Source organism: Cutibacterium porci, from assembly GCF_009696315.1.
Lineage (GTDB): Bacteria > Actinomycetota > Actinomycetes > Propionibacteriales > Propionibacteriaceae > Cutibacterium > Cutibacterium porci.
In genome coordinates this window covers 18,869-44,752 of sequence record NZ_VUMG01000002.1, presented here as the reverse complement: position 1 = coordinate 44,752, position 25,884 = coordinate 18,869, and the positions used below count along the sequence as shown (strand labels likewise).

General features: G+C 58.6%; 26 protein-coding genes and 2 tRNA genes. 6 read left to right on the top strand and 22 right to left on the bottom strand.

Features of this window, described 5'->3' with window-relative positions; genetic code table 11:
• Window positions 1-21 precede the first annotated feature (21 nt).
• On the top strand, window positions 22-477 hold the full coding sequence (locus FYJ43_RS04070) for a DUF3515 domain-containing protein (RefSeq protein WP_326833332.1): 456 nt from the start codon (window positions 22-24) through the stop codon (window positions 475-477).
• A gap of 35 nt (window positions 478-512) precedes the next feature.
• Here the strand turns inward: FYJ43_RS04070 and FYJ43_RS04065 are convergent, their stop codons facing one another.
• The 4 genes from FYJ43_RS04065 to leuC form a co-directional block, all read right to left on the bottom strand.
• Window positions 513-1,610, bottom strand: a complete 1,098-nt coding sequence (locus FYJ43_RS04065) for a D-alanine--D-alanine ligase family protein (protein ID WP_154562346.1) — start codon at window positions 1,608-1,610, stop codon at window positions 513-515.
• A 48-nt stretch (window positions 1,611-1,658) separates the two neighbouring features.
• Window positions 1,659-2,381 (bottom strand): lysophospholipid acyltransferase family protein, encoded by a 723-nt coding sequence (locus FYJ43_RS04060; protein ID WP_154563289.1) that lies wholly within the window; start codon window positions 2,379-2,381, stop codon window positions 1,659-1,661.
• Window positions 2,382-2,518: 137 nt separating this feature from the next.
• Window positions 2,519-3,118, bottom strand: a complete 600-nt coding sequence (gene leuD, locus FYJ43_RS04055; RefSeq protein ID WP_154562344.1) for a 3-isopropylmalate dehydratase small subunit — start codon at window positions 3,116-3,118, stop codon at window positions 2,519-2,521.
• Window position 3,119: 1 nt separating this feature from the next.
• Entirely contained in the window at window positions 3,120-4,535 is a 1,416-nt protein-coding gene (gene leuC / locus FYJ43_RS04050; protein WP_154562342.1) for a 3-isopropylmalate dehydratase large subunit, read from the bottom strand.
• Between the two features lie 109 nt (window positions 4,536-4,644).
• On the opposite strand from leuC, the gene FYJ43_RS04045 reads away from it, so the two are divergent.
• A complete protein-coding gene (locus FYJ43_RS04045) occupies window positions 4,645-5,364 on the top strand; it encodes an IclR family transcriptional regulator (protein WP_154562340.1) in 720 nt (239 codons plus the stop codon).
• 106 nt (window positions 5,365-5,470) lie between these two features.
• Here FYJ43_RS04045 and FYJ43_RS04040 read toward each other — a convergent pair.
• The 4 genes from FYJ43_RS04040 to FYJ43_RS04025 all read right to left on the bottom strand — a co-directional run bounded on the left by FYJ43_RS04040 (window position 5,471) and on the right by FYJ43_RS04025 (window position 7,589).
• Window positions 5,471-5,543: transfer RNA gene (locus FYJ43_RS04040), tRNA-Glu, on the bottom strand.
• Window positions 5,544-5,679: 136 nt separating this feature from the next.
• Window positions 5,680-5,751, bottom strand: a tRNA-Gln gene (locus FYJ43_RS04035).
• Between the two features lie 93 nt (window positions 5,752-5,844).
• Window positions 5,845-6,789: a CPBP family intramembrane glutamic endopeptidase gene (locus FYJ43_RS04030; RefSeq protein WP_154562338.1), complete on the bottom strand. Its 945-nt coding sequence runs from the start codon at window positions 6,787-6,789 to the stop codon at window positions 5,845-5,847.
• Window positions 6,789-7,589: a fumarylacetoacetate hydrolase family protein gene (locus tag FYJ43_RS04025; protein ID WP_154562336.1), complete on the bottom strand. Its 801-nt coding sequence runs from the start codon at window positions 7,587-7,589 to the stop codon at window positions 6,789-6,791. Before FYJ43_RS04025 ends, FYJ43_RS04030 begins: the two co-directional genes overlap by 1 nt.
• A gap of 72 nt (window positions 7,590-7,661) precedes the next feature.
• Between FYJ43_RS04025 and FYJ43_RS04020 the strand changes: the two genes are divergently transcribed.
• On the top strand, window positions 7,662-8,945 hold the full coding sequence (locus FYJ43_RS04020) for a thymidine phosphorylase (RefSeq protein WP_154562334.1): 1,284 nt from the start codon (window positions 7,662-7,664) through the stop codon (window positions 8,943-8,945).
• Between the two features lie 74 nt (window positions 8,946-9,019).
• Here the strand turns inward: FYJ43_RS04020 and FYJ43_RS04015 are convergent, their stop codons facing one another.
• On the bottom strand, window positions 9,020-10,111 hold the full coding sequence (locus FYJ43_RS04015; RefSeq protein ID WP_154562332.1) for a branched-chain amino acid aminotransferase: 1,092 nt from the start codon (window positions 10,109-10,111) through the stop codon (window positions 9,020-9,022).
• Between the two features lie 87 nt (window positions 10,112-10,198).
• On the opposite strand from FYJ43_RS04015, the gene FYJ43_RS04010 reads away from it, so the two are divergent.
• Entirely contained in the window at window positions 10,199-11,257 is a 1,059-nt protein-coding gene (locus FYJ43_RS04010; protein WP_154562330.1) for a 3-isopropylmalate dehydrogenase, read from the top strand.
• A 54-nt stretch (window positions 11,258-11,311) separates the two neighbouring features.
• On the top strand, window positions 11,312-11,890 hold the full coding sequence (locus tag FYJ43_RS04005; RefSeq protein WP_326833331.1) for an O-methyltransferase: 579 nt from the start codon (window positions 11,312-11,314) through the stop codon (window positions 11,888-11,890).
• Window positions 11,891-11,950: 60 nt separating this feature from the next.
• Here the strand turns inward: FYJ43_RS04005 and ilvC are convergent, their stop codons facing one another.
• From ilvC to FYJ43_RS03950, 11 genes are all read right to left on the bottom strand, one after another.
• The gene (gene ilvC / locus FYJ43_RS04000) at window positions 11,951-12,979 is read right to left on the bottom strand and encodes a ketol-acid reductoisomerase (protein WP_154562328.1); all 1,029 of its coding nucleotides are present in this window, start codon (window positions 12,977-12,979) and stop codon (window positions 11,951-11,953) included.
• 48 nt (window positions 12,980-13,027) lie between these two features.
• The gene (gene ilvN / locus FYJ43_RS03995; RefSeq protein WP_154562326.1) at window positions 13,028-13,534 is read right to left on the bottom strand and encodes an acetolactate synthase small subunit; all 507 of its coding nucleotides are present in this window, start codon (window positions 13,532-13,534) and stop codon (window positions 13,028-13,030) included.
• A 9-nt stretch (window positions 13,535-13,543) separates the two neighbouring features.
• The gene (locus FYJ43_RS03990) at window positions 13,544-15,331 is read right to left on the bottom strand and encodes an acetolactate synthase large subunit (protein WP_195839897.1); all 1,788 of its coding nucleotides are present in this window, start codon (window positions 15,329-15,331) and stop codon (window positions 13,544-13,546) included.
• 219 nt (window positions 15,332-15,550) lie between these two features.
• Window positions 15,551-15,961 (bottom strand): HIT family protein, encoded by a 411-nt coding sequence (locus tag FYJ43_RS03985; RefSeq protein ID WP_154562322.1) that lies wholly within the window; start codon window positions 15,959-15,961, stop codon window positions 15,551-15,553.
• A 44-nt stretch (window positions 15,962-16,005) separates the two neighbouring features.
• Entirely contained in the window at window positions 16,006-16,767 is a 762-nt protein-coding gene (gene hisF, locus FYJ43_RS03980; protein ID WP_154562320.1) for an imidazole glycerol phosphate synthase subunit HisF, read from the bottom strand.
• A gap of 39 nt (window positions 16,768-16,806) precedes the next feature.
• Entirely contained in the window at window positions 16,807-19,557 is a 2,751-nt protein-coding gene (locus FYJ43_RS03975; RefSeq protein ID WP_154562318.1) for a DEAD/DEAH box helicase, read from the bottom strand.
• A 71-nt stretch (window positions 19,558-19,628) separates the two neighbouring features.
• Window positions 19,629-20,501, bottom strand: a complete 873-nt coding sequence (gene tatC / locus FYJ43_RS03970) for a twin-arginine translocase subunit TatC (protein ID WP_154562316.1) — start codon at window positions 20,499-20,501, stop codon at window positions 19,629-19,631.
• Window positions 20,501-20,734, bottom strand: coding sequence for a twin-arginine translocase TatA/TatE family subunit (locus FYJ43_RS03965; protein ID WP_154562314.1), 234 nt, complete (start codon window positions 20,732-20,734; stop codon window positions 20,501-20,503). Before FYJ43_RS03965 ends, tatC begins: the two co-directional genes overlap by 1 nt.
• A 93-nt stretch (window positions 20,735-20,827) precedes the next feature.
• Entirely contained in the window at window positions 20,828-21,031 is a 204-nt protein-coding gene (locus tag FYJ43_RS03960; RefSeq protein WP_154563285.1) for a hypothetical protein, read from the bottom strand.
• On the bottom strand, window positions 21,031-21,993 hold the full coding sequence (locus tag FYJ43_RS03955; protein ID WP_154562312.1) for a WYL domain-containing protein: 963 nt from the start codon (window positions 21,991-21,993) through the stop codon (window positions 21,031-21,033). The genes FYJ43_RS03960 and FYJ43_RS03955 overlap by 1 nt, the downstream gene beginning before the upstream one ends.
• Complete coding sequence (locus FYJ43_RS03950) at window positions 21,990-22,952, bottom strand: helix-turn-helix transcriptional regulator (RefSeq protein WP_154562310.1); 963 nt, start codon at window positions 22,950-22,952, stop codon at window positions 21,990-21,992. The genes FYJ43_RS03955 and FYJ43_RS03950 overlap by 4 nt, the downstream gene beginning before the upstream one ends.
• 45 nt (window positions 22,953-22,997) lie before the next feature.
• Between FYJ43_RS03950 and gluQRS the strand changes: the two genes are divergently transcribed.
• A complete protein-coding gene (gene gluQRS / locus FYJ43_RS03945) occupies window positions 22,998-24,053 on the top strand; it encodes a tRNA glutamyl-Q(34) synthetase GluQRS (protein WP_154562308.1) in 1,056 nt (351 codons plus the stop codon).
• Window positions 24,054-24,060: 7 nt separating this feature from the next.
• Here the strand turns inward: gluQRS and FYJ43_RS03940 are convergent, their stop codons facing one another.
• Complete coding sequence (locus tag FYJ43_RS03940; RefSeq protein ID WP_326833330.1) at window positions 24,061-25,140, bottom strand: FKBP-type peptidyl-prolyl cis-trans isomerase; 1,080 nt, start codon at window positions 25,138-25,140, stop codon at window positions 24,061-24,063.
• 6 nt (window positions 25,141-25,146) lie between these two features.
• Complete coding sequence (locus FYJ43_RS03935) at window positions 25,147-25,884, bottom strand: pseudouridine synthase (protein WP_154562304.1); 738 nt, start codon at window positions 25,882-25,884, stop codon at window positions 25,147-25,149.

Sequence of the window (25,884 nt, the reverse complement as noted above, 5' to 3'; positions counted from 1 at the left end):
GGAGCACGCTAGCGTGAGTGCGTGCGCATCTATCATGCATCCCTATGTGCAACCGTACTAGCGGTCCTTATCCTGACGACGGGCTGCTCTCATCGGCAGGACCCGATTGCCCATCCCTCTCCCACGGGTGCTGCTGTGGCTGGATGTCGAGCCGTCATGGCCGATCTGCCACAAACGGTTGCCGGTGCGAGATTGGACGACCATGACGCCACCGTGGCAACGTGGGGTGATCCACGCATCGTGTTGCGCTGTGGAGTCAACAAGCCTGCTGACCTGCAACTTACGTCACGATGCGACGTCGTCAATGACGTCGGGTGGTTTTCCGAACAGATTGACGACGGCTGGAGATTCACCACCATAGGAAGGGCTGGCTACGTCGAGGTGACAGTTCCTACCAGTTATGCCCCTCAAGCCGACGCATTAGTCGACCTTTCGACAACGATCAAGAAAATGCCCCTGGAACGGCCATGCCAATGAGGTATTTTCCCCAAAGCCCCATCAGCGCATACTAGTTAGCGCAGCCCGAGTGGCCTTTCCAGAGCCAGGTCAATAAGTTCACTGACGATTTGGGGGTAGCTCATCCCGCTGGCTTGCCACATGAGTGGGAATCCTGACGTGCGCGTAAACCCGGGCATGGTATTAGGCTCATTGACGTACACGGCGCCGTCAGGGGTGACAAAGGTGTCGATACGCGCAAGCCCTTCACAACCGAGCACCCGAAACGCTTTGATCGCTACTTCTTGCACTCGAAGGCGAGTGTCGTCGTCAAGTGTTGCGCGAGCCTGAACCGATGCTTTTTGCTCCCCGCTGAGGTATTTGGCTTCAAAATCATAGAAGTCGTCAGGATTATGGATAACGATCTCACCTGGCGCGGAGGCGCGGGGGGCAGAGCCGTGGTGACCGTCAAGGACAGAGCATTCGATCTCACGTCCACGAATCCCCTGCTCAACAAGAACTTTACTGTCGTGCTCACGAGCCGTCTCAATAGCCGCCTCCAGACCGCCCAAGCTTGTCACGCGAGAGATGCCGATCGACGATCCACCACGAGCCGGCTTTACGAACAGTGGGTATTCCAGCTGGGAAATAGCGTCAAAGACGGCTTTTCTATCCTCACGCCATTCATGATCACGTACGACGACATAAGGCCCAACTAAAACTCCAGCCTCCGCAAGAATCATCTTGGTGAGATGCTTGTCCATGCAATTAGCACTCGCTGCCACCCCGCACCCGACATACCTCACCCCGGCCATTTCTAGCAGGCCCTGAATAGTGCCATCTTCACCGAACGGGCCGTGCAATACTGGGAATGCCACCTGGACCACATCGGCATTTCCCTCAGTATCGACGACGCACGTGCCTTCGGGCATCTGTTTGACCGATACCAGAGGGCGATCTCCCACTTCGACGGTAGGAAGCTGACCAGTAGCGGGAAGAGCGAGAATTTCGTCGACCCCATATCGCACCCAAATTCCTTCATGGCTAATGCCAACACCAGAGACATCGAATCGTTCGGTATCAATTGCAGCCACCACATTCGCCGCTGAAAGGCAGGAGATCGAATGCTCTGGACTCATCCCACCAAAGATGACAGCCACATGGATGCGATTCATGTGAGGTCCTTTCCGTATGACGTCACCCAACACTACCGAGCCGACACGTCAGTGAGGGTCGACGACGGGCCGCGCAGGGGCAATAGACTTGGACACGCGAGTCCCCTTACGCATGTCGTAACGATCCGGCGGCGGGAACTCTCCCCGAGCCCTGGCAACCTGAGCGTCGATGGCATCCATGATGCGGTTCGTAGCCTCCCTGACTGCCGCAATATCATGACGCCCTCGCAAGTCCGACAGCTCAACGTCAGTGCCGCAGTACAGTTTCATCGTCTTACGAGGCCACAGCTTCGGGAACGTCATCTCTTTGTACCCCATAACCTCTTGCGGCCCCCACTGCCCCACTGGAATGACGGGGACGCCGGTCTCCAGCGCCAAACGCGCAGCCCCCGTGCGCCCGGTCATTGGCCAGTGGAGCGGGTCAGCGGTGATCGTACCTTCGGGGTACATGACAACCGTCATGCCTTTATCAAGCGCCGCTTTGGCGTCGTCAAGAACCTTAGCCGGGTTGGGCCCCTTTCGGTCTACTGGAATTTGTCCGCTTGCCGATGCCACCCAACCAACAATGGGCACGGAGAACAGCTCTTTCTTTGCAAGCCAATGCGGCCATCGCCCGTTGGCGACAAGAAAAGACCCCAACACGACTGGATCGAAGTTCGACACGTGATTACTCACGACGAGTGCTGGCCCAGGGCAGGGAAGATTCTCGCCGCCATGATGGTCAAACCTCGTCAGCGTATGAGCAAGCGGGTACAGCACTGCTACACCCATCCGGAAAATCAGACCGGGAGTGTCGGCTGGGTTAGTCACGGCGGGCAGAGCCACGGGGTCCCTCCTGAGTCAACTGGATCACCTCACCTTATCGGCTCTCTCCTGTTCACAGGGACCGGCCGAGGGATGGCGAAAAGCTAGCCCGCTGCGGAGGTCGTTGGTAGGAAAGATGGCCGATGTGCCTCATATGCTGCGATAGCGTCGGCATATTTGAGAGTCTCACCAACAGCGTCAAGACCAGCTAACAGACGTTGCCGGGTGACGTCGTCGATGTGGAATGAGTAGGTCCTCGCGTCGGGAAGGCTAATTGTCCGATTCTGGAGGGAGACGGTGAGTTGCTCACCAGGATGCTGCTCGGCATAGTCCCACAGCGTCTCGACGATTGCGGGCTCAACTTGAGCCAGCAACAAGCCATTATTGCCAGAGTTGTTGCGGAAAATATCGGCAAAACGGGAACCAATGATGACTCTGAACCCATAGTTCTGCAAGGCCCATACGGCATGTTCACGCGAGGATCCAATTCCGAAGTCAGGACCGACGATGAGGATCGATCCGTGGCTCCAAGGCTCGTGATTCAAGACGAAGTCGGATTCGGTGCGCCACGTCGCAAACAGCCCGTCTTCGAATCCGGTACGGGTAATCCGCTTAAGGTAGACCGCCGGGATGATTTGGTCAGTGTCGACGTTCGCGCGTCGCAGTGGCACGGGGACACCGGTATGAGTGCTGAATGCGTCCATCTCAGTTCTCCTTAGGTGACAGATCAGCTGGGCTAGCCAACCTCCCAACGATTGCAGTGGCAGCAGCGACGGCCGGAGACACAAGGTGAGTGCGCCCGCCTTTGCCCTGACGTCCCTCAAAGTTGCGATTCGAGGTGGATGCCGAGCGCTCACCGGGTGCTAGCTGATCGGGGTTCATGCCAAGGCACATCGAGCATCCGGCACCACGCCATTGCGCACCAGCGTTGGTGAAGACCTCGTCGAGTCCTTCTTCCATAGCTTGCAGACGCACACGCGCCGATCCAGGTACGACAAGCATTCGGGTGCCCGCCGCGATATGGCGTCCCCTCATAATGTCGGCTGCCAAACGTAAATCCTCAATACGGCCATTCGTGCACGATCCAAGAAATACGGTGTCAATGGCGATATCGCGCATCCTGGTTCCGGGCGTCAAATCCATGTACTCCAAGGCTCGAGAAGCTGCACTGCGAGCAACCTCGTCCTCAAAATCCTCGACCGCTGGGACCACCCCATCTAGGGGAACCCCCTGTCCCGGATTCGTGCCCCAGGTGACGAAGGGGGTCAGCGTCGATGCGTCCACATGGATCTCAGCGTCGAAAGTAGCGTCGTCGTCAGTGCGAAGTGTTCGCCAGTACGCAACGGCCTCGTCCCATTGCTGCCCGCGCGGAGCGTGCGGACGGTCCTGAAGGTAGGAAAACGTCGTGTCGTCTGGAGCAACCATGCCAGCACGAGCGCCCCACTCAATCGACATATTGCAGATCGTCATGCGCCCTTCCATCGACATCTTCTCGATGGCTTCACCGCGATATTCCACCATATGGCCTTGTCCCCCACCGGTTCCGGTCTTGGAGATGAGTGCCAAAATAAGGTCTTTGGGCGTCACGCCATCGGGCAACTCCCCATCCACCGTGACTGCCATGGTTTTCGGACGACCTTGCGGCAAGGTCTGAGTGGCCAGCACATGCTCAACCTCGCTGGTACCAATACCGAAGGCCAACGCCCCAAAAGCACCGTGCGTAGATGTATGGGAATCTCCACACACGACGGTCATACCAGGCTGCGTGAGACCGAGCTGGGGGCCAATAATGTGCACAACCCCTTGATCGGCGTCCCCTAACGGATGCAGCGGCACACCGAACTCGGGAGCATTGGCACGCAAAGCATTAACTTGGGCGCGCGAGACTGGGTCGGCAATTGGCTTGAGGATGTCGACAGTGGGAATGTTGTGGTCTTCGGTAGCGAGAGTCAGATCGGGGCGACGAACCTTTCGGCCAGCTAGTTTGAGCCCATCAAAAGCCTGCGGACTCGTAACTTCGTGGATGAGATGGAGGTCGATGTAGAGAAGGTCGCGTTCCCCGTCGTGCCCGTGCCTGACAACATGGGCGTCCCAGAGCTTCTCGCTCAACGTTCTTCCCATCGCACCTTCCCTTTCCTGACGTGCGGTGTCATTGCTGGCGGCGTGGCTCACCGCTCGACGGCACCCATTCTGGCTCGACGGTCAGGATTCGAAACGCTAGTATCGGCATATGGACGAATCAAGTGGTGTGGGAGTGTTAGACAAGGCCGTCCTTGTATTGGCGGCCCTCGAAACTGGACCAGCTTCCTTAGCAGGACTAGTTCAAATGACTGGGCTAGCTCGCCCAACGGCCCATCGCTTGGCTCGTGCCCTAGAACACCACCGCTTTGTCGCACGTGATTTACAAGGCCGTTTCGTTCTTGGCCCGCGATTGTCAGAACTTGCCGCAGCCGCCGGCGAAGACCGTCTCTTGGCTGCTTCTGGGCCGATCCTAGCCAGGCTACGTGATATCACCGGCGAATCCGCTCAGCTTTATCGACGTCAAGCGGGCAGCCGAGTCTGTGCCGCAGCAGCTGAGCGTCCCACTGGACTTCGCGACACTATTCCGGTCGGGTCAGTGTTGTCGATGGACGCCGGTTCCGCCGCCCAAATCCTGCTGGCGTGGGAAGACACCGATAAGATTCGGCGCGGTTTGAGTAATTCCGCTTTCTCTGCAGTCACCTTGGCGGCAGTGCGCAAGCGCGGTTGGGCTCAATCTGTTGGCGAACGCGAAACTGGTGTGGCATCAGTCTCGGCCCCGGTACGCTCGCCCTCCGGTAAGGTCATCGCGGCAGTATCGGTGTCAGGGCCAATTGAGCGCCTCACCCGCCAGCCTGGGCGTATTCACGCTCCAGCTGTCGTCGCGGCTGGAGGGCGCCTATCGGAGGTCCTGCGCCGATCCGCGCAGTGAAACTACACGAGCACGCTGCACCTTGTCGGCATCGTCGAGCTCTTAGCTGAGTGTCATGGCATACCGATGGCCCGGACCTGTAAGGTCCGGGCCATCTATCCTTGAGTAGCCCCGAGCGGATTCGAACCGCCGTTTCAGCCTTGAGAGGGCCGCGTGCTAGGCCGCTGCACTACGGGGCCATTGAGGTGTTCAATTACCGTCACATTCGGCTCTTGAAACCTGTCTTCAATTATTCCCACTTCGTTTCCAAACCGGGCTGGAAAACCTTAGCAATCCACTCGCTGCGTGTGCAACTTCATGGATATGGCCTCCCCGCTGGGGTACCAGGACTCGAACCTGGACTAACTGAACCAGAATCAGTCGGGCTGCCAATTACCCCATACCCCAATGCCGCTCCACCATGTTGAATCTCAGTGGCGCAACGACGAGAAACTTTAACCGACCGTCTGCCAACTTGGCAAATCAGAGTGAAGTCTCTTGTCAGGCCGGTGTCCGGCGGGCCACTCTCATAAGACTTCCGATCCACCACCCGGCAAGAGCGATCGCCAAAAAGCCACCAATGTCCCACGCTGCATCCACCCATCCCATCGCCGTCATGCCGCGAGCCTGAGACACCCCGCCCAAAAACACGGCATACCCGAAGGCAAAGAGATTGTTGACGACGTGCGCTGCCACGCCAGCCTCAATGCCTCCCGTGACGATGACGAGCCAACCAGCGAGCAGACCGAAGGCGAACCGATCTGCGAAAAGCCACACATTTTGCGTCCCATGCATGAGAGCAAAAATGAGGGCAGAAATGACGACCGCCGCCCAGCGACCGGTCTTTTCTGGCAGGTTCATAGCAAGCCCAGAAATGACATTCATGAGGTAGCCGCGGAAAAACATCTCCTCAGCGATAGCCTGAAATGGCGACGTAATGATGATCGCCAACAGCCACACCCACCAGTGATGGGGAACGGTGTAATGGGAGTTTGCTCCCCCCCGTACCAGCAGCTGCGTGAGGTTGAGTACGACGACAGCGACGAGCCCTACCAATAGCCCGAATCGCCAGCGAATACCTGGTTGTACTGAAGCCACCCATCGCGGCGCACGATGGTTGACATAGCGCGCTAGCACGAGGACAACGACGATAAGGCTAGCCAGAGCTGCGTGGGTAGCTACCAGTCCCCCAACGGTGTGGTACCCGGACGCTCGCTTGTAGTAAGCGCCGAACCCTTCCCCATCGGTATGTTCACACAGCCAGCCCACGCCTAGGAAGACGTACAACAGACAGGGCACAACGACGGCATATCCCAGCAGCAGTCCGATGAGCCCGAGCAGCCCTAGCGTCGGGCCTGCAGATGAATTAAGGAGGACCCGGGTGTAGTCGACCCGTGGCTCAGGATCGCTCACCGTGGTATGGCGGGACGCGGCAGGAGTCGCCATCAGGCGTCCACAACGGTGTTCGCTAGCGTCCCAATCCCCTCGATCTCAACCTCAACGCGCTGCCCAGGCTCCATCGGCCCAACCCCGGCAGGGGTTCCCGTGAGAATGACGTCTCCCGGCAATAAGGTCATGAACGAGGAAATATGAGAGATGAGCTTGGGAATAGTGTGGATCATTTGATTGGTATTACCGTGCTGAACTTCTTTACCATCAAGCCGAGTAACAATTTGACGATGAGACGCTTCTGCGATGGAAAAATGGGTCACCATCCATGGCCCTAGCGGGCAGAAAGTGTCAGCTCCCTTGGCGCGAACCCAGTGACCGTCAGAGTTCTGTAAATCGCGAGCCGTGACGTCATTGGCAACAGTGAACCCAAAGATAACTTCCTGTGCCCTGTCTTCTGGTACATCCTTACAAATCCGACCAATGACGATAGCCAGCTCCCCTTCGTAGTGCAGGTTGGAGGACGCAGCCGGTCGCACAATAGATTCATCTGGACCCACAACTGAGGTATTCGGCTTCACGAATAGCAGCGGTTGGCTCGGGACGTCATTACCCAGCTCGCGAATATGCTCGACGTAGTTGCGGCCAATTCCGATGACCTTGGATCGCGGAATCACTGGGGAGAGCAGCCGTACGTCAGCGAGATCGTGACGGGCGCCGGTGTATTGAACCGGTGCTGCCACTGGGTCTCCAGTGATGACGGCGATAGTATCGGGGTGATCTCCGTGATCTGCAGCAAGCTCGACAATCCCGAAGGCAGGGTCGGAACCAGCAGCGATAAACCGGGCAATACGCATAGATCAAGACTAACGGCGTGAGCCGACACCATCCACGCGCCGAGATGGGATGCTTCCTGCCATACTTGCGCCATGACCAGCACCTACTCCGTCGTTGACCTCATCCGCGCCAAGCGCGAGGGCCAGACTCTCGAGCCAGACCAGATCACCTGGCTTATCCGCGCTTACACCGATGGCATCGTCGCGGATGAACAAATGTCTGCCATGGCGATGGCGGTGTACTTCCAGGGACTCGACGACGCCGAACTGTCCACCTGGACGACGGCCATGATCGACTCAGGTGAGCGGATGACCTTTGACGGGCTATCGCGCCCTACCGTCGACAAGCATTCAACTGGTGGTGTCGGCGACAAAATCACCCTGCCGCTCGCTCCCCTCGTAGCGGCGTGTGGTGCTGCCGTTCCGCAACTGTCTGGTCGGGGCCTAGGCCATACCGGAGGCACACTCGACAAAATGGAGGCCATTCCCGGTTGGCGAGCGGATCTGTCCCACGACGAGATGGTCTGCCAGCTGGAGAACGTCGGCGCCGTCATCTGCGCAGCTGGCCCGGGACTTGCTCCTGCTGACAAGAAGCTTTATGCGCTGAGAGACGTCACCGGAACCGTCGAGTCTATTCCGTTGATCGCCTCGTCCATTATGAGCAAGAAGATCGCCGAAGGAACTGACAGTCTTGTTCTCGACGTCAAGACCGGTTCGGGGGCATTCATGAAGACCGAGGAGGATGCTCGCGAACTTGCCCGTCGTCTCGTCGGGCTAGGTAAGGCTGCCGGAGTGCACACCACTGCCCTCTTGACCCGCATGGACGTTCCACTCGGTTACGCATGCGGTAACGGCATCGAAGTTGCTGAATCCCTGGAGGTACTCGCTGGCGGAGGCCCAGCCGACGTCGTTGAACTTACTCTTGCACTGGCTCGTCAGATGCTTCAATCGGCAGGCTTGGACAGTATCGATCCGGCTGATGTCCTTGCCAATGGCGCAGCGATGGATGTCTGGCGCACCATGGTTCGTGCCCAGGGCGGCGATCCCGACGCTCCGCTGCCGGTGGCCCGCCATTCTCAGGATGTCGTTGCCACCGAGGCTGGCGTCATCACCGGAATTGATGCGATGTCCATTGGCATGGCCGCTTGGCGTTTGGGCGCCGGTCGTGCCCGCAAGGAAGACCCGGTGCAGGCTGCGGCGGGCGTCATGTTGCGGGTTCGCCCCGGAGACCGCGTGATCTCAGGCCAGCCTCTAGCCACCCTCCTCACTGACACCCCGGCCTCGATTGCGGGGGCTGAAGAGGCCATCACTGACGCCTTTACCGTCGGCCAATCCTTCCAGCCTCAACACATCGTTGCCGACACCATCGTGGCATGATCGCAACCGATGGGGCCGGTTCACAGCGCGTGAACCGGCCCCAAGGGTCGTAATAGGTCATCTTTGAAAAGCGATCAACGGACCCGCTTCAACCAGCCGTGGGTGTCCTCAGCGCGCCCAAACTGGATGTCGAGCAGACGGCGACGAATCTCCATGGTGGCCTTTCCAGTAGGCTCAGCAACCTGGACATCGGTATCTCCGTCCAGGAAAGAGCCAATAGGTGTGACGACAGCAGCCGTACCGCAGGCAAAAACTTCTGGGAACTCACCTGAACGCACACCGCCGAGGAGCTCGTCAATACCGATCTTGCGTTCCACAGGCTCAAGACCGAGATCGGGGGCGACCTCTAATATGGACTTACGGGTAATGCCGCGCAAGATGGTGCCAGCAAGCTCAGGAGTCACGAGCTGACCATCCTTGCTGATAGCCATGAAGTTCATGCCACCTAGCTCTTCGATCCACCGATGCTCAACGGCATCAACAAAAAGCACCTCATCGCAGCCGCGCTTTTTAGCCTCAATCTGGGAGCGCAGGGAGGCTGCGTAGTTGCCTCCACACTTCGCTTCACCAGTGCCCCCGCGAGCCGTCCGAGCCTGTGTGCGTTCCACGAGGAGACGCAGTGGCTTCACCCCACTGGCGAAGTAGGCGCCGACGGGAGAACCAATAACGGAGAACAGCACGGTGCTTGCTGCGGCAAGACCAAGAAAGTCCTGGTACGCAATCATGAATGGCCGAAGATAGAGAGACTTTTCGCCGCTGTCACCTGGCTCAGGAACCCAGCGCGAGTCGACATCGGCGAGGCGAACACATGCATTGACAAAGTCGTCAACTGGCAACGTAGGTAGGGCGAGACGCTCAGCCGACCGAACAAAGCGCTCACCGTTCTGGTCAGGGCGAAAAAGCCAGATAGAACCGTCAGCGTGGCGGTAAGCCTTCAAGCCCTCGAAAATCTCCTGGGCATAGTGCAGGACGGCGCTGCCGGGATTGACATCGAGGCCCTGGTAGTTGACCACGGCGTCGTCGGCCCAGCCCTCACCAGCCTTCCATGTGGCGACGGCCATATGGTCGGAAAAGACAGCACCGAATCGTGGATTGGCATGTTCCAGCGCGATCCGCTCGTCGGAGGACCACGTCAGATCGTCAGCAGAAGCAAAGCGCAAACTCATGGCCATACGCTACACCCAAGCCGAGCCGGCTATCCCATTTAGTGAATCAGCAGATCATATTGTGGACATTATGGCTATGGTTTGCCTATGACTAACGACGTGACGCGACTTGCCGTCATCGGCGGAGACGGAATCGGACCCGAAGTCACTGAGCAAGCGCTCAAGGTGTTGGAGCGGGCCGTCGGATCTGATGCATTTTCCACCCATGAATATCACCTTGGTGCCGCGCATTGGAAGGCTACCGGGGAAATTCTTGACGACTCGACTTTAACCGAAATTGCCCACGACGACGCCATCCTGCTCGGTGCCATCGGCGCTGCCCCCGGCTCAACCGAAGTACCGTCAGGATTATTAGAACGCGGCCTGCTACTCAAACTTCGTTTCGCCCTCGATCATGGCGTCAATCTGCGTCCCTTCACGTGGTATCCAGGTACGTCAACACCGTTATCGCCGGATATTACGGAGGCTGGGCCAATTGATTTCATTGTATGTCGGGAGGGTACCGAGGGTCTTTACTGTGGCAATGGCGGATCGGTACGCACCGGCACCCCACACGAGATTGCCACCGAGGTGAGCGTCAACACCGCCTTCGGAGTGGAAAGGGTCGTCCGAGACGCGTTCACTCGTGCGGCTGCTCGACGCGGTCGTCTCACCTTGGTTCACAAACACAATGTGCTCGTCAATGCCGGATCACTGTGGCGCCGCATAGTCGACGAGGTCGCCGTTGAGTTCCCAACTGTTACCGCTGATTACCTGCACGTCGATGCTGCCACGATCGCTTTGGTGCGAAACCCGCAGCGATTCGACGTCATCGTCACCGATAATCTCTTCGGCGACATCATTACCGATCTTGCCGCGGCAGTGACCGGAGGCATCGGATTGGCCCCAAGCGCCAATATCAATACGTCCGGCAGATATCCGTCAATGTTTGAGCCGGTACATGGCTCGGCACCTGACATTGCCGGCACGGGTAAGGCCGACCCAACGGCGGCAATCTTGTCAATAGCATTGCTGCTGGATCACCTTAACCGCCCTGAGGATGCGGCGCGCGTCCGCGAGGCCGTTTCAGCCGACATTGCAGCTAGGATCTGCTCACCCTCTCGCACCACCAGTGAAATCGGTCGAGATATTGCCCAACGGCTCTGATCAGTAACGATCCCCTCAGCTAACGTAGAAGACTTTGACTGGCAGAATGGCTCCGTGCTACCCATTCCCGAGATACCTGAACCAGTGACGAAAGCTCTCCACAATGCATTGGAGATGGGCTATTTCACCACAACCCGCAATGAGACTGGCCGGTTCATGGCCACCCTGGCGGCCGGGGTACATGGCGCTGTCGGTGAGTGCGAGACAGGGTCAGGAGCGGGAGCTGCCTGGCTACGACTAGGGGCGCGTAAACGCACCAAGGTCGTCAGTTATGAGCCAGATCCCACCGTTTGCGCGCGAGCTCGCGAGGTACTGGCCGATCTCGACGTCGACATTATTGAGGGCGACTGGGATGACCTACTCGACTATGGCCCTTTTGGATTGCTGTCAGTGCCGATCCGGGTGGCACGGGTGCGCGACGTCGACGAGATACTTAAGGCGGTTTCAGTCGGGGGCCTCGTCGTTATCGACGATATGCCCCCCAGCCATGGTTTCCCTCCTCGCGATATCAACGGCACCGTCGATACCACCAGGCTGGCTTGGCTGACCCATCCGAAAGTTCACGCCACCGAGATTCAACTTGCCTCCGACATGGCGGCTATTGTCGCGTGTCGGCTATCTCCACGCGGTTGACGGGAGATACAGGATTGGGGCCCGCAACGTGTTACGGGCCCCAATGTCACATCAGCAAACTCAACGAGCGGCGCTGCCCTCGGTGTAGTCCTCATCGGTAGCTGCCAACCAGGAATACATCTTGCGTAGTTCCTTTCCGGTGGCCTCAATCGGGTGTTGTGCCTCAGCCTCGCGAAGCTTCTTGAACTCTGGAGCGCCAGCATCCTGATCGTCAATGAAACGCTTCGCAAAAGCGCCAGATTGAATGTCATCAAGGACGGCCTTCATATTCTGCTTGACGTGATCGTCAATCACACGCGGACCGGAAACATAATCACCATACTCGGCGGTATCAGAGATTGACCAACGCTGCTTGGAAATACCGCCCTCAATGATGAGGTCGACGATCATCTTCATTTCGTGGCAAACCTCGAAATACGCCATCTCGGGCTGGTAACCAGCGTTAGTGAGTGTTTCGAAGCCGGCCTGGATGAGGTGCGACAGACCTCCACACAGCACGGCCTGCTCACCGAAAAGATCGGTCTCGGTCTCTTCCCGGAAGCTCGTCTCAATACCGCCAGCACGAAGACCACCCAACGCCTTGGCATAAGACTTGGCGAGGTCCCACGCCTTGCCAGAGGAATCTTGCTCAACGCACACCAGCACCGGAACACCGCGACCGTCAGCGTACTCGCGGCGCACGATGTGACCAGGACCCTTCGGGGCCACCATGCACACGTCGACGCCTTGAGGGGCCTTGATGTAGCCGAAGTGGACATTAAAGCCGTGGGCGAAGAACAGGGCGTCTCCGTCGTGAAGATGCGGCGCGATCTGCTCGGCGTAGAGCTGACGCTGGTTCTGGTCGGGGGCGAGCACCATGATCAGGTCGGCCTCCTCGCAGGCGTCCTCAATAGGCAACACCCGCAAGCCTTGAGCCTCGGCCTTGGCAATTGACGCAGAGCCTTCACGCAGACCGACTCGAACGTCAACGCCAGAGTCACGCAGGTTGAGGGCATGGGCATGGCCTTGGGAACCGTAACCGATGACCGCTACCTGGCGGTTTTGAATGATGGACAGATCAGCGTCGTCGTCGTAATAGATCTTTGCCATGGTTGTGTTTCTCTCCTTGCTGGTGTCGGGGTTTGAAATCTTGGAACATCACCTGGAGCGTTTCGCCCCGAGGGAGGCGGCACCGCGATTGAGGGCCACCTGTCCGGATTGCACAAGTTCAATAATTCCGAAGGGTTCGAGCATCTGCAGTAAGGCATCCAGCTTCTCACGTCCTCCGGTCGCCTCGATCGTCAACGACTTTAATGAGACGTCGACAGCCTTAGCTCGAAATAGCGCGACAGTGTCGATGATCTTGGAACGGTTCTCAACGTCGGAGCGCACCTTCACAAGAATGAGTTCACGGACGACCGCACTCGGCTCTAGCTCGACAATTTTGTGAATCTCAATGAGCTTGTTGAGCTGTTTGACAATCTGTTCAAGGGCTTGCGCGGAATCGACATTCACCCCGATCGTCATCCGGGATTGACTGGGATCGTCGGTCGGCGACACAGTCAGAGACTCGATGTTGTAACCACGGCGGGCAAACAGGCCCGATACTCGGGTCAGCACACCCGGACGATTCGTCACCAACACCGACAATACATGTCTGCTCATCTCATCTCCTCAGTCGTCGCTGTCGTTCTCGTTGGCGCAGGCACCATCGTCGCCAGCGTCCCCCCAGTCCGGGGCAAGGTCGCGGGCAATCTTGATGTCGTCATTGCTAGCTCCGGAAGCCACCATCGGCCACACCATGGCGTCCGTGTGAACGACGAATTCCACCACGACTGGACGGTCATTGATCTCGTTGGCAGCCGTGATCGCCTCATCGACTTTGTCCGGATCCGTGACTCGAAAAGCAGCGCAGCCCATAGCCTCAGCAAGCTTGACAAAATCAGGGAGGCGATCAGAGTGCAAGTCAGTATGAGAGAACCTGGAATCGAAGAAAAGATTCTGCCACTGCCGCACCATGCCAAGCACATTGTTGTTGATGATGGCAATTTTGACTGGAGCACCATTGAGGGCCGCCGTGACGAGTTCCTGATTGGTCATTTGGAAACAGCCGTCACCATCAATACCCCAGACAGTCGATTCCGGACGACCAATTTTGGCGCCCAACGCCGCAGGGATGCAGTACCCCATCGTTCCGGCACCACCTGACGTCAGCCATGACCGTGGCTGATCGTGCGGTAGAAGATGGGACGCCCACATCTGATGTTGTCCCACTCCTGTGACGAAGACGGTGTCTTGAGGTGCCAACGCGCCGATACGCTGGATGACGTGCTGTGGGGAGATCTCCCCTTCCGGCGCCTCCTCCCATGACGGCTTATAAATCTGTTTCATCCGCTGCAGCTGACGAACCCAGCTAGAAATATCGGGAAGATCTTTTCCTTCCAGGGATTCAGCCAGTCGCGTCAACGTTAATTTGGCATCACCGACGATTGGGACGTCAGCGTGGCGATTTTTACCGATCTCAGCCGGATCAATATCTGCATGAATGACCTTGGCGCCGGGAGCGAATGTATCGAGACGTCCGGTCACGCGGTCGTCAAATCGGGCACCCACGGCGACGAGAAGGTCGGCCCGTTGCAAGGCTCCAACGGCTGCAACAGCGCCATGCATGCCCGGCATTCCCAACGCGAGCGGATGAGTGGCTGGGAAGACATCTCGAGCCATAAGAGTCGTCGTGACAGGAATACCCGTCAGAGCGACCAAGCGTGCCAGCTCGTTGGCAGCATCTGCTTTAGCCACGCCACCGCCAACATACAGAACAGGCCGATGAGCAGCTCGGATAAGGTCGGCCGCTTCCTTGATCTGCCTGCTGTGGGGACGTGTCGTCGGCTTATAGCCAGGCAGATCGTGCTGCTTGGGCCATGTGAATGGCACGACGGCGGTTTGGGCATCCTTGGTGATGTCAACGAGAACCGGCCCGGGCCGACCGGTAGAGGCAATGTGAAAAGCTTCCGACATCGCCAGTGGGATGTCCTCGGCGCGAGTCACAAGGAAGTTATGTTTGGTAATCGGCATGGTGATGCCGCGAATATCGGCCTCCTGAAAACCGTCAGTCCCGATGAGACTGGAACCGACCTGCCCAGTGATAGCCACCATAGGTACCGAATCGAGATAGGCGTCATAGAGCGGGGTGACGAGGTTAGTGGCGCCAGGGCCAGACGTCGCCATGCACACCCCAACTTTTCCGGTAGCGACGGCATATCCCTCGGCGGCATGACCTGCTCCCTGCTCGTGGCGCACCAGAATGTGCCGCACCTTCGCGGAATCCATGAGCGGGTCGTAGGTCGGCATGATCGCACCGCCGGGAAGCCCAAAGACAACGTCGACGCCGAGTATCTCGAGACTCTCAATGATGATTTGCGAGCCCATCATCATTCGTGGATGCCGCGGTTTGTCAGCCATGTCGTCCTCCCTCTGTGGTCGTGGAGCGGTGCCCTTCATTGGTGCCTCAAAGTCCCGGACAAGAAAAAACCCTCGCTGCCGTGTGGCATACGAGGGAGCGCCCTGTCCGAAAGGATCAGGACGCTAGCCAATAACGAGAAACTGGCCGCTCATGGCAGTGATCCTCGTGCATGAACGGCCAGCCGTCAACGGTTTCGGACAAACGTCTCATATTGTGAGCTATTTGCGGTGGGGGTCGCCCGTCACGATGGCCGCGACCTCCTCGATGGGGCGGCGCGGCATCGTTGACCGAATGGCACTGATACCCGGTTCGCGGTCGTATCGGGGAATGACATGAATGTGCAAATGATGGACGCTCTGGCCGGCGACCTCGCCAGCGTTGGACATGATATTGACCCCAGAAGCTCCGAGAGAATCCACGAGGCGACGAGCCACCTTGGTGACCATCGGGCTGATACGCGCCAGCTCCCCATCATCGTCGAGGACGCTCGTGACGTGCTTACGCGAGATGACGAGAGTGTGCCCATCTTGGAATGGCTCGATATCGAGAAACGCGACAGAGACGTCATCTGAGTCAATGATCTTCGCTGGGATGTCGCCCGCGGCTATTGAGCAGAAAAGGCAATCCATGAATCATGACTACCACACTGACTGCCCCTAGAAGAGATGTTTACTCAACGGACGTCAAAGCCGGCATCGCGAAGGCCATCCTTGACCTGTGCGATCGTCAACGTGCGGTAGTGAAAGACTGATGCGGCGAGCACTGCGTCGGCGCCGGCACGCACTGCCTCGACGAAGTCGGATACTTTTCCGGCTCCACCGGACGCAATGACAGGGACGTCAACAACTGCTCGCACAGCCTCGATCATCTCAATATCAAAGCCCTCAGTCGTCCCGTCGGCATCCATTGAGTTCAGCAGAATCTCACCAGCCCCACGCCCGACGGCTTCACGCACCCACTCCACGGCATCCAACCCTGCACGGCAGCGGCCGCCATGGGTCGTCACCCCGAAACCAGACGGCTGATCTGGCTCACGTCGGGCATCGACAGACAGCACAATGACTTGGTTGCCAAAGCGGTCGGCAATCTCGTCGATCATTTCGGGACGTCCGATTGCTGCAGTGTTGACGCCGACTTTGTCTGCTCCCGACCTGAGCAAGACGTCGACGTCGTCAACCCCTCGGACTCCACCACCGACGGTCAAAGGCACAAAGACCGTCTCCGCGCATCGCGTCACCATCTCTCGAGTAGTGGCTCGCCCTTCACTTGAGGCGGAAATGTCAAGAAACGTGATCTCGTCAGCACCGAGCCTCCCGTACTCAGCAGCTAGCTCAACCGGGTCACCGGCATCGCGCAACCCCACAAAGTTGACCCCTTTGACGACTCTCCCGTCTTTAACGTCCAGACACGGGATGACACGCACAGCCACAGCCATAGCATCAGGCTACCGGGCCGCACATTTCCGTCCAGTGATTCAGTCCTCCCGATCCATGGTGACGACCCCGCGCTGCATGGCTCCCACCACTTGGCGACACGTGTGAGCGAGGGCTTCCCCGACACCGGCATGGGCGATCTGTCCGGCGAGGTCGCACACCTGACGCACTCGGCGCACAAAGTCACCGGCGCTCATGTCGTCAAGCACAGTCTGCAAGCCCGCGCCAGCAGCCCAGGCGTAGCTAGCCTCAGCAAAACCAATATCGAGGTCTCGGGGACGGTCAATGCGGTGGTCACGCTCGAGTAGCCCAATTTCAGCTCGAACGGCTCGTAGCTGCGACTCCGCTGCTTCACTGGCTGCATCGGGCATGCGGTGAAGATGACCCCGGTCCCCTGGCCGTGACTCGTGAACAATCGTCGACAGCACCGCTGCCAATTGCGGACAATCCAAACCGTCGAAGACTCCGCGTCGAATAGCCTCAGCTGTGACGAGGTCAAGTTCAGAATAGATACCGGAGAGCATCTGGCCAGCGGCGGTAACGGACTGGCCACCCTCGCCGAGGTATCCCAGCGCCTCTAACACCAGCGCGATCCGCTCAAACTGGGTAGCGATTGAGGTCGCCTTGGCGCGCGCTTTCGCTAGTGTCCTCTCGCTACGACGGCTAAGCCTCATAGCGCGTTCAGCGAAACGAGCATGGGATTCCCGATCGGGGCAAGAGTGGCAAGGATGAGCCTTCATCCGGGCGCGTAGCTCTGCGATCTGGCCGACGAGCTCAGCATCCGCGTCGACGCGATGGCGCTGCACTATCGGTTTTCCCAGCCCATCAAGCACCCGATCGAAGGCCTTGCCCAGATTGCGACGATCGGCAAGGTTTCCGGGATGGAAGTGGCGCGGGACTTTCACACCCGCCGCTCGCGCCACGGGGGCGTCAATGTCGTGATGGCTGAGGCGAACCACTGCCCTATCCGGTGTCATAACGAGGGGACGGGGACGCTGGCCCCTGTGACCGTGAGTGCCAGGGTCTATGACAACGACCCACCCGGCATGGGGTCCAGATGGCACTGCGATGACGTCGCCAGGGTCAATACGCGACAGCGAATCAGCGACGTGGCTGGGACGGTCAGCTTTGCGCAGTCTTGCCTGCTGATGTTCTAGTTCTCTGATCTGTTCTCGCAACCGGGCATACTCGGTAAAGTTCCCTTGCTCACAGTGCGCTGCTCTGATGTAGGCGTCGATCTCAGCTTGGGTCTGCCGGTTACGAACCGCCGAACCTCCCAGCCTGCGATCAGTTTGGAACTGCGCGAAGGAGTGCTCCAACAGGTCGCGAGCTTTGTCTCGTCCCATCGATCCGACGAGGTTGACAGCCATGTTGTATGTCGGCACGAAAGCTGAATTGAGTGGGTAAGTACGACGCGAGGCGAGCCCAGCCACCGCTCGCGGATCCATGCCTGGCTGCCAGCAAACGACGGCATGTCCTTGAGTATCAATCCCACGACGCCCAGCACGTCCGGTCAACTGGGTGTACTCACCGGGGGTGATATCAGCATGAGTCTGGCCATTGTATTTAACGAGCTTTTCCAGTACGACGGTCCGAGCCGGCATATTGATGCCCAGGGCGAGAGTCTCGGTGGCGACGACGACCTTGAGTAACCCGGCTACGAACCCCTCCTCGACGATCGCCTTCACTACCGGGAGCAGCCCAGCATGATGAGCCGCAATACCGCGTTCAAAAGCTGCCACGAAATGATTCCACCCGACCGCACGTCGTTCCTCATCGGTCAAGCCTTCGCCATGTCGCTGCACGATGCGTCGCAACTGACGGGCCTCCTGCTGACTGGTGAGCACGAGGTCGGAGTTCAGCAATTGGCTGACGGCGGCGTCGCAGCCGCTGCGCGAGAAGACGAAGACGATGGCCGGTAGAAGGTTGGCCTTGTGGAGGGAACGCACTACCTGGATGCGGCTCGGCTGGTTGCGTGGGCCGCCAGGCCTGCTGTCGCGTCCCCGACGCTGTGCCGCGGCCCCACCGAATCGACCAGTTCCGTAAGAGACATGACGTTTCCCTTTGCCAGATCGTCCGCGCGGACGCCGGGAATCGTCACGCTGAAAGCGGGCCTCGTCTCTGGCAATCGAAACTAGCTCGGGGTTGACCTCGGTAGGACGGCGCGGGTCAAAAAGGTCGTAGAGATGCCGCGCAACCGCCACGTGCTGAGTGAGCGGTACCGGGCGTCGCTCGGATACGACGACCCTGACGTCACCACGAACCTCATCAAGCCACTCTCCAAATTCCTCAGCATTGGAGACGGTTGCTGACAGCCCGACGATTTTGACGCGCGAATCGAGACCAAGGATGACTTCCTCCCACACCGGGCCGCGGAACCGATCTGCGAGGTAATGCACCTCGTCCAACACCACCCACCCCAACGTGTCGAGGGAGCGGGAATTTCGGTAGATCATATTCCGCAAGACCTCAGTCGTCATCACGACGATTGGGGCTTGTGAATTAATGGTGACGTCGCCGGTGAGCAAACCGACAGCGTCGTCACCATGTCGGGCGGCTAGGTCGTGAAACTTTTGATTAGATAGCGCCTTAATAGGCGTCGTGTAAAAGCACTTCAGCCCCGATGCCAACGCCAAATCAGTGGCGTACTCCCCCACCACCGTCTTTCCGGCCCCAGTCGGAGCGGCCACGAGAACGCCAGCACCGTCGTCGAGATCTTGACAGGCCTTCACCTGATACTCGTCGAGATCGAAGGACAGCCCGGCAATGAACCGGTCGAGAGTCTCGCTCATACCCCCAACCTAGCGGGAAGCTACGACGAGATCAGCCCGACAAGGTTGACCATCGGGCATCTTAGGATTGCTCAGTCGATCTGGATGTCGAACTCGGACTTATCAATACCCATATTGTCAGTAGACCGTTTGCGTTCGTTACTGCGGCAAATCCACTCTGCAATGACGTACATGACGCTCAACGGAATAGCGAGGGCGCACATGGAAATAGGGTCACCAGATGGGTTTACAAACGCCCCCAAACAGAAAAACCCAAAGATCGACCATTTCCGTGCCGACTTCAACTGTGCAGACGACAGGACGTGGACCAGATTGAGCAGCACCAAGACCACCGGCAGTAGAAAGCTCACGCCGAAGAGCAAAATGACGCGAATCTCCAGCGCCAAGAAGGCATTCATATCGAGCAAATTGGTAATGCCCATGCCATGAGGTGTGAAGTTCAGCATGAGGGCAATGCCTTTAGGCAGCACCCAATACCCCAGCGCCGATCCAATAAGGAATAACGGGATAGCCGACCCTAGAAATCGCAACGCCCACTTTTTCTCGTTGACAAGCAAGCCAGGAACAATAAAAGCCCAAATCTGATAGAGCCACATAGGACAGGCCGCGATGAGTCCAGCAACGATCGCAACCCTCATATTCAGCATAAATGGAGCGACGACGCCGGTGTTGACAACCTGGAGTGAGGCCGTCGGATTCTTCATCTTGATGGCGCGGCTGGCCTGCTGGTATGGGTACATGACGATCTCAACCAGCGGCCGGTAAAAGACGAAAGCTACGGAGCTCGTAATCACCACCGCGATAAGCGACACAATGATCCGGTAACGGAGCTCCCGGACGTGGTCCAGGAGAGACATTGTGCCGCCTTCCCCAGCCTGGGGCGGGCGGAATCGGGCAAACCTGCGGTGATCCTCACCGTCGGGCTGCTGAGTATCCGTGGCCATCACTCAGTTGGTTTGGTTTCGCTCTTGGCGACGTCAGCTTCGGTGGCCTTAGTGTCCTGCTCGGCCTTCGTGTCTTTGCCTTTATCCAGCCCTGCAGTCTCTTCCTTGAACTCACGGATAGCCCGGCCAGCGCCCTTACCGACGCCAGCAATGCGGGAACCACCGAACAGCACGAGTGCAAGGAGCACGATGATGATGATGGTCGCTTCATTCGCGATGAGCAGAGGAGCCATTGAGGCTCTCCTTCCAGACTTGGCTGACACCCATTCCCATACCACACAGGAAGGCTGCCAGCTCGACGATCGGCGTTCAGGCTACCACGACAGTCAGGACGTTTCGGACGTCGCCGTGCCTTTACCAGCGGTAGTGCCGACATCCTCCAAAATGCGAGCAAATTCATCGAGCCGCCCCGTTACTCGCCCAACCTCAGCCACGACGCCAGCAAGCTTGCGCCACAACCAGATCGTGCCACCAACGACTTCCACGATAAGCAGCACAACAGCGAACACCAACACCCACATCCACCACATCACGATTCCTCCTCATGGTCGGGAATCTCGATGCCGTTTGCAACAGCTGCAGCGCGCGCCAATTGGATGGCCGGAGCTGCGGCATGAGGCGGGTCGACGGCAAGGACGTCTGGCCCGAGACCCACCATGAGCTCGGCAAGCCAGGTAGCAGAAGCAACAGCAAAAGTCACTTTCCACTTGTCACCGTCCTTTTCGACATGGCGCACCGGGTGATACTCAGCAACCCAACCCGCGCATGGCGCAAGAGTGAGCGTCACCTCGTCGACAACGTCAGAGAACCATTCGAGAGTCTTGGGAGGACGTCCGTGATTCGTAGCATGTCCGACTCTCTTGCCAGTGACGATGCGATCCAGTCGCCACGTGCGCCATTGCTTGCGAGCTATTGACCACCCGACGAGGTAGCGATGCCCGTCGCGAACCTCAACACGCACCGGATCGACGATCTGGGTGTGCGGAGTCGGATCGTCACCGCGACGATGAACAATCTCAATACGCCACTTGTTAGCGCAAGCCCCTGTAAACCACTCCGAGCGCGGATCATAGTCGGCTTCGATACTGGCCTCCACTGGATCGGGACCAGTCTGCGGGCAGACCTGACGCAGCTTCTCAACAGCGGATTCCACTGCAGGACGGACAGTATCGTCAGCCAGATCGGCAATGACTTGCAAAGCCGCCAGCAGAGACCATGCCTCATCAGGAGTCAGACGCATGGGCCGGGGAAGCGCATCAGCATTTGTGATGGTGATCGTGCCATCGGAGTCGACCGCATCCATGTCAATGTCGATAAGGTCATCTGGCATTCCACCTGGCAAACCGACCATCCACAAAATCTTGAGATCGGCAATGACTCGATCCGTGCTGACGCCAAACACTCGGGCAACTTCGGTTACAGCCACCCCAGGATGAGACCGCAGATAGGGGATGAGGGCCAAGAGACGAGCAGTGTCAGTGCGAGCGGTCATGAAGCGTTTCCCTCCAGCCGCACGATAGCGCTAATCCTCTCGGCCAAGACGGTGCGAGCCTCTTGCGGGGCAAGCAGAATGATCCGACCGCCAGCACGCAACACGGCCGTAGCAGCTTCGTCATATCCACCAAAACTGCCGGTAACGACCTCGTAGCCCTCCGTCACCGGCCCATCCCATTCAGCGCGCGTCGTCATGACCCCTAACCGCACTCCGGGAGCGACGGCCATCGTAACGTTGACCTCCTCAGGTTCAGGCGGCTCTAAGCGATTGAGATGGGCCTCGATCACCTCCGGTTCAGGGCTTGTCACAGTACCGGGCGCCCCCACGGTGGTTACGGCGGAACTGATGCGTGACAGCCGGAATAGTCGTGGCTCGTCACGGTCAACATCCCGCCCGACGAGGTACCAACGACCACGCCGCAAAGCCATTCTCCAGGGATCCACGGTGCGGTGCTTGCCACCTCGGTAGCTGAAACGAACCCTAGAGCGGTCGATGGTAGCGCGCCACAGATCCGAGAACGACGGCGCATCTGCCCCGGTAACAACCTGTGTTGCGATACCGGCCTCTGTATCGGGTTCAACTCCTGCAGCACGCAACTTCACCAGAGCTGACGTCGAGGACTCGTCCAGCACAGATTCGCGCCATACTCGCGCCGCGGTCGCCAACGCATCAGCCTCTGCTTGCGTGAACTGGACCGGAGGAAGCTCCACGTCGGCACGCGGAATGCGATATCCGACTTCGTCACCAAAAAAGGTGTCAAGGGTCACGGATTCAACGGTGATACCGATGCGCCGCAACTCCTCCTTATCGCGTTCAAAGGAGCGTTGAAACGCTACCTCAGAAACTTTGCGGTAGTCCTCGATCATGTCACGCAGTTGTGCGCGAGTAAGGGGGCGGTCAGTGACCAGGAGAGCGATAACAAGGTTAACCAGCCTCTCCGAGCGCTGTGCAGCCATCGGCACCCTCCTTCCAGCGTCACAGCCTACCCATCCGGACGGGATATGCCCGTCGCGTCACTCCAATTGTTGCCTACACTGCCGCTCGTGACCGATTTCACCACCGCTCATTGCGACCCGGTACGCCCAGCTGGCCGTTTCGCCCCGTCTCCAACTTCAGCATTGCATCTGGGGAACCTCCGCACCGCATTGACGGCGTGGCTGCTGGCCCGCTCAACAGGTCGCCGGTTCGTGGTGCGCATCGAAGACTTGGACCAAGCGCGGGTGGCCGCAGCCGGCGATATTGCCTCAGCTCAACTGCGCGATTTGGAATCCCTAGGGCTGGATTGGGATGGACCAGTCATCCGACAGTCTGAGCGTCGTGACCTTTATGCCGACGCTGTAGCGGGTCTAGACACATACCCCTGCTATTGCACCCGCCGCGAGATCGCCGCAGCGACCACAGCCCCCAACAACGCCGATTGGCGCCCGTATCCGGGCACATGTCGAACCCTCGATGATTATCAGCGGCAAGCCAGAGCGCAAACCCGTCCTCCCGCGATTCGCCTTGCTAGCCGCCTCGACTCCTTTGAGGTTACCGACCTCGTCCGCGGTCGAGCCTGTGGCCGGGTAGACGACCTTGTCCTGGTGCGCAATGACGGCACTGCGGCTTACAACCTTGCGGTCGTCGTTGATGACGGTCTGCAAGGGGTGGATCAGGTCGTTCGAGCTCGAGACCTGTGGTCGTCAGCCCCGCGTCAGGCACAGTTAGCCGAACTGCTCGGATTTACTCCGCCGCTCTACGCTCATACTGGGCTTGTCACCGGCCCTGAGGGGGCGCGCCTGTCAAAGTCGTCAGGAGCCGCCGGGTTGGCCGATCTCGCGGATTCAGGGATTGATCGTCACACAGTCATGGCGTGGCTGTGCTGTTCCCTTGGGCTGCCCGAAGTCACTGATCCCCATGAACTCGTCGGCAGCACAGCTCTCACACCACCAACCCCTTCTGGGGGCATTCACCGCTTAAACCCAGGGCCACTCGATGGGGCACACGGCTGGTGGAGTGACGCAGTTCTCGACGTGGCGATGCTGCGCGAGGCCACGACGATGCCTCGCGCACGGTAGTCGCCAATCAGGATTCCTTTTGCGCCGACAGGATGTCGATGACGTAGACCAACGTCTCACCCTTTTTCACCGGCGGATTTGTGCTGCCGTTCGGGTAGGCGTCAGCAGGTGGCACAATAAGCATCACTCGAGAACCGACGGTCTGACCAGTTAATCCCTTCTTCCAGCCAGGAATGACAGAGCTCATGGATCCAGCGACCGGCTCACCAGCGTAGCCATCCTCAATGAGCTCCCCAGAAGACCATGCGTAGGTACGGTACTTGACGTCGATAGCGTCGTGATCAGTAACCGCAGGCCCCGTGCCCTTGATAAGGGGCTGAACGACGAGCTTATTCGGCTTGGTGGCCTTGCCGATGGTCACGGCGGGAGCGCCATGGTCATCCTTCACAGCAGGCAAACCAGACGCCGGCTTGACAGACTCCCCTTTCGCCGTCGGCAACGGAACGCCAACGATGTCAACGACGAAGACGAGGGAATCACCCTTCATAATGCCCGCCGCTGAAGCACCACCTTGGGAGTCGTAGGCGTCAGATCCGGGCATCATAATGAGTACTTGGTCTCCCTGGTGCTTTCCAACAAGCCCCTTAGAGAACCCCGGAACCACCTGAGACAATGGGAAGTCAGCAGTAGCACCGCGCTGGTATGACGAATCAAACACCTTACCGGTACGACCATTAACCCCAACATAATTCACCTTGACGGTGGAATTCTTATCGACGGTGTCGCCATGACCCGCTTTGAGGACCTTGGATTCAGTCTTAGCGATGGCCAGCGGCCAAGGGCCTTCAACCGTCGGTGCTTTGCCGTTCGCGCCAGACACCTTCAGCTGATCAAGACTTGTGACCATTGTCGGCTTCTTAGTTGGGGAAGCCGACGATGCTGCACTAGCAGGTGTCGAGACCGGAGCACTGACGCTGGAGGCACTCGCGGATGGCTTCGGCTCTGACGACGACTTACTGCAGGAGGCGAGGGCCAATGATGACACACACAGAACGGCGGCAAGTGCCACAGCGCTGACCGAGCGATTATTGTTCGAACTCACCTGCTTGACACTACCTGAGAGGTACTTCAAGACAATTCCAGCCATACGCGATCACAATTCCACCAGGTCGAGAAGCTGGCCCAACTCGTCGCGGGTAAGTTCACGCATATCTCCGCGGCCCAACCGTTTGAGTCTCACCGGCCCTATTGCGATGCGAGACAGCCGACGCACTGGGTGAGCGACCGAATCCATCATGCGACGCACAATCCGGTTACGACCCTCATGAAGGCTCACCTCAACCAGGGAGTGCTCGTCACCAGCCTGGACCAAGCGCACGGCGTCAGGTTTGACAGGACCGTCCTCGAGACTCAGCCCTTTCGAAAGGCGACGGATGACTTTGTCATCGACGCGACCCTCAACATCGGCCAGGTAGGTTTTGACTACTTTGTAAGACGGATGGGTCATTCGGTTAGCGAATTCACCGTCATTGGTCAGCAAAATCAGGCCCGAGGTCTCAGTGTCGAGACGACCGACGTGAAACAACCGGATGCCGCGTGGCACTCCTTCAAGGTCAGACAAGCATGGACGGCCTTCAGGATCATCCATAGTAGAGACGACACCCTGCGGCTTGTTGAGGACATAGTAGACGTGACGCCGCGCCGTCGGGATGCGGGAGCCATCAACACGGATCTCATCGTGCTCAGGGTCGACGCGCCGTCCCTGCTCAACGATGAGTTCGCCATTGACTTCAACCCTTCCGGCTGCGATCATCTCTTCAGCGGCACGGCGGGATGCCAGACCTGCCTGGGCTAGCACCTTCTGCAGCCGGATGCCTTGCTCATCGCTCAT

Bases quoted from the DNA above. Each gene is read 5' to 3' on its own strand.
- gluQRS (WP_154562308.1), top strand. From the start codon at position 22,998: ATGCCCGTCGCGTCACTCCAATTGTTGCCTACACTGCCGCTCGTGACC.
- FYJ43_RS04015 (WP_154562332.1), bottom strand. From the start codon at position 10,111: ATGAGTTTGCGCTTTGCTTCTGCTGACGATCTGACGTGGTCCTCCGAC.
- leuC (WP_154562342.1), bottom strand. From the start codon at position 4,535: ATGGGAAGAACGTTGAGCGAGAAGCTCTGGGACGCCCATGTTGTCAGG.
- FYJ43_RS04020 (WP_154562334.1), top strand. From the start codon at position 7,662: ATGACCAGCACCTACTCCGTCGTTGACCTCATCCGCGCCAAGCGCGAG.
- FYJ43_RS03935 (WP_154562304.1), bottom strand. From the start codon at position 25,884: ATGAGCGATGAGCAAGGCATCCGGCTGCAGAAGGTGCTAGCCCAGGCA.
- FYJ43_RS03990 (WP_195839897.1), bottom strand. From the start codon at position 15,331: ATGGCTGACAAACCGCGGCATCCACGAATGATGATGGGCTCGCAAATC.
- FYJ43_RS04045 (WP_154562340.1), top strand. From the start codon at position 4,645: ATGGACGAATCAAGTGGTGTGGGAGTGTTAGACAAGGCCGTCCTTGTA.
- FYJ43_RS04010 (WP_154562330.1), top strand. From the start codon at position 10,199: ATGACTAACGACGTGACGCGACTTGCCGTCATCGGCGGAGACGGAATC.
- FYJ43_RS03960 (WP_154563285.1), bottom strand. From the start codon at position 21,031: ATGTGGTGGATGTGGGTGTTGGTGTTCGCTGTTGTGCTGCTTATCGTG.
- FYJ43_RS03975 (WP_154562318.1), bottom strand. From the start codon at position 19,557: ATGAGCGAGACTCTCGACCGGTTCATTGCCGGGCTGTCCTTCGATCTC.
- leuD (WP_154562344.1), bottom strand. From the start codon at position 3,118: ATGGACGCATTCAGCACTCATACCGGTGTCCCCGTGCCACTGCGACGC.
- FYJ43_RS04025 (WP_154562336.1), bottom strand. From the start codon at position 7,589: ATGCGTATTGCCCGGTTTATCGCTGCTGGTTCCGACCCTGCCTTCGGG.
- FYJ43_RS04060 (WP_154563289.1), bottom strand. From the start codon at position 2,381: ATGGGTGTAGCAGTGCTGTACCCGCTTGCTCATACGCTGACGAGGTTT.
- hisF (WP_154562320.1), bottom strand. From the start codon at position 16,767: ATGGCTGTGGCTGTGCGTGTCATCCCGTGTCTGGACGTTAAAGACGGG.
- FYJ43_RS03985 (WP_154562322.1), bottom strand. From the start codon at position 15,961: ATGGATTGCCTTTTCTGCTCAATAGCCGCGGGCGACATCCCAGCGAAG.
- ilvC (WP_154562328.1), bottom strand. From the start codon at position 12,979: ATGGCAAAGATCTATTACGACGACGACGCTGATCTGTCCATCATTCAA.
- FYJ43_RS04065 (WP_154562346.1), bottom strand. From the start codon at position 1,610: ATGAATCGCATCCATGTGGCTGTCATCTTTGGTGGGATGAGTCCAGAG.
- ilvN (WP_154562326.1), bottom strand. From the start codon at position 13,534: ATGAGCAGACATGTATTGTCGGTGTTGGTGACGAATCGTCCGGGTGTG.
- FYJ43_RS03950 (WP_154562310.1), bottom strand. From the start codon at position 22,952: ATGGCTGCACAGCGCTCGGAGAGGCTGGTTAACCTTGTTATCGCTCTC.
- FYJ43_RS03940 (WP_326833330.1), bottom strand. From the start codon at position 25,140: ATGGCTGGAATTGTCTTGAAGTACCTCTCAGGTAGTGTCAAGCAGGTG.
- FYJ43_RS04030 (WP_154562338.1), bottom strand. From the start codon at position 6,789: ATGGCGACTCCTGCCGCGTCCCGCCATACCACGGTGAGCGATCCTGAG.
- FYJ43_RS03955 (WP_154562312.1), bottom strand. From the start codon at position 21,993: ATGACCGCTCGCACTGACACTGCTCGTCTCTTGGCCCTCATCCCCTAT.
- FYJ43_RS03965 (WP_154562314.1), bottom strand. From the start codon at position 20,734: ATGGCTCCTCTGCTCATCGCGAATGAAGCGACCATCATCATCATCGTG.
- tatC (WP_154562316.1), bottom strand. From the start codon at position 20,501: ATGGCCACGGATACTCAGCAGCCCGACGGTGAGGATCACCGCAGGTTT.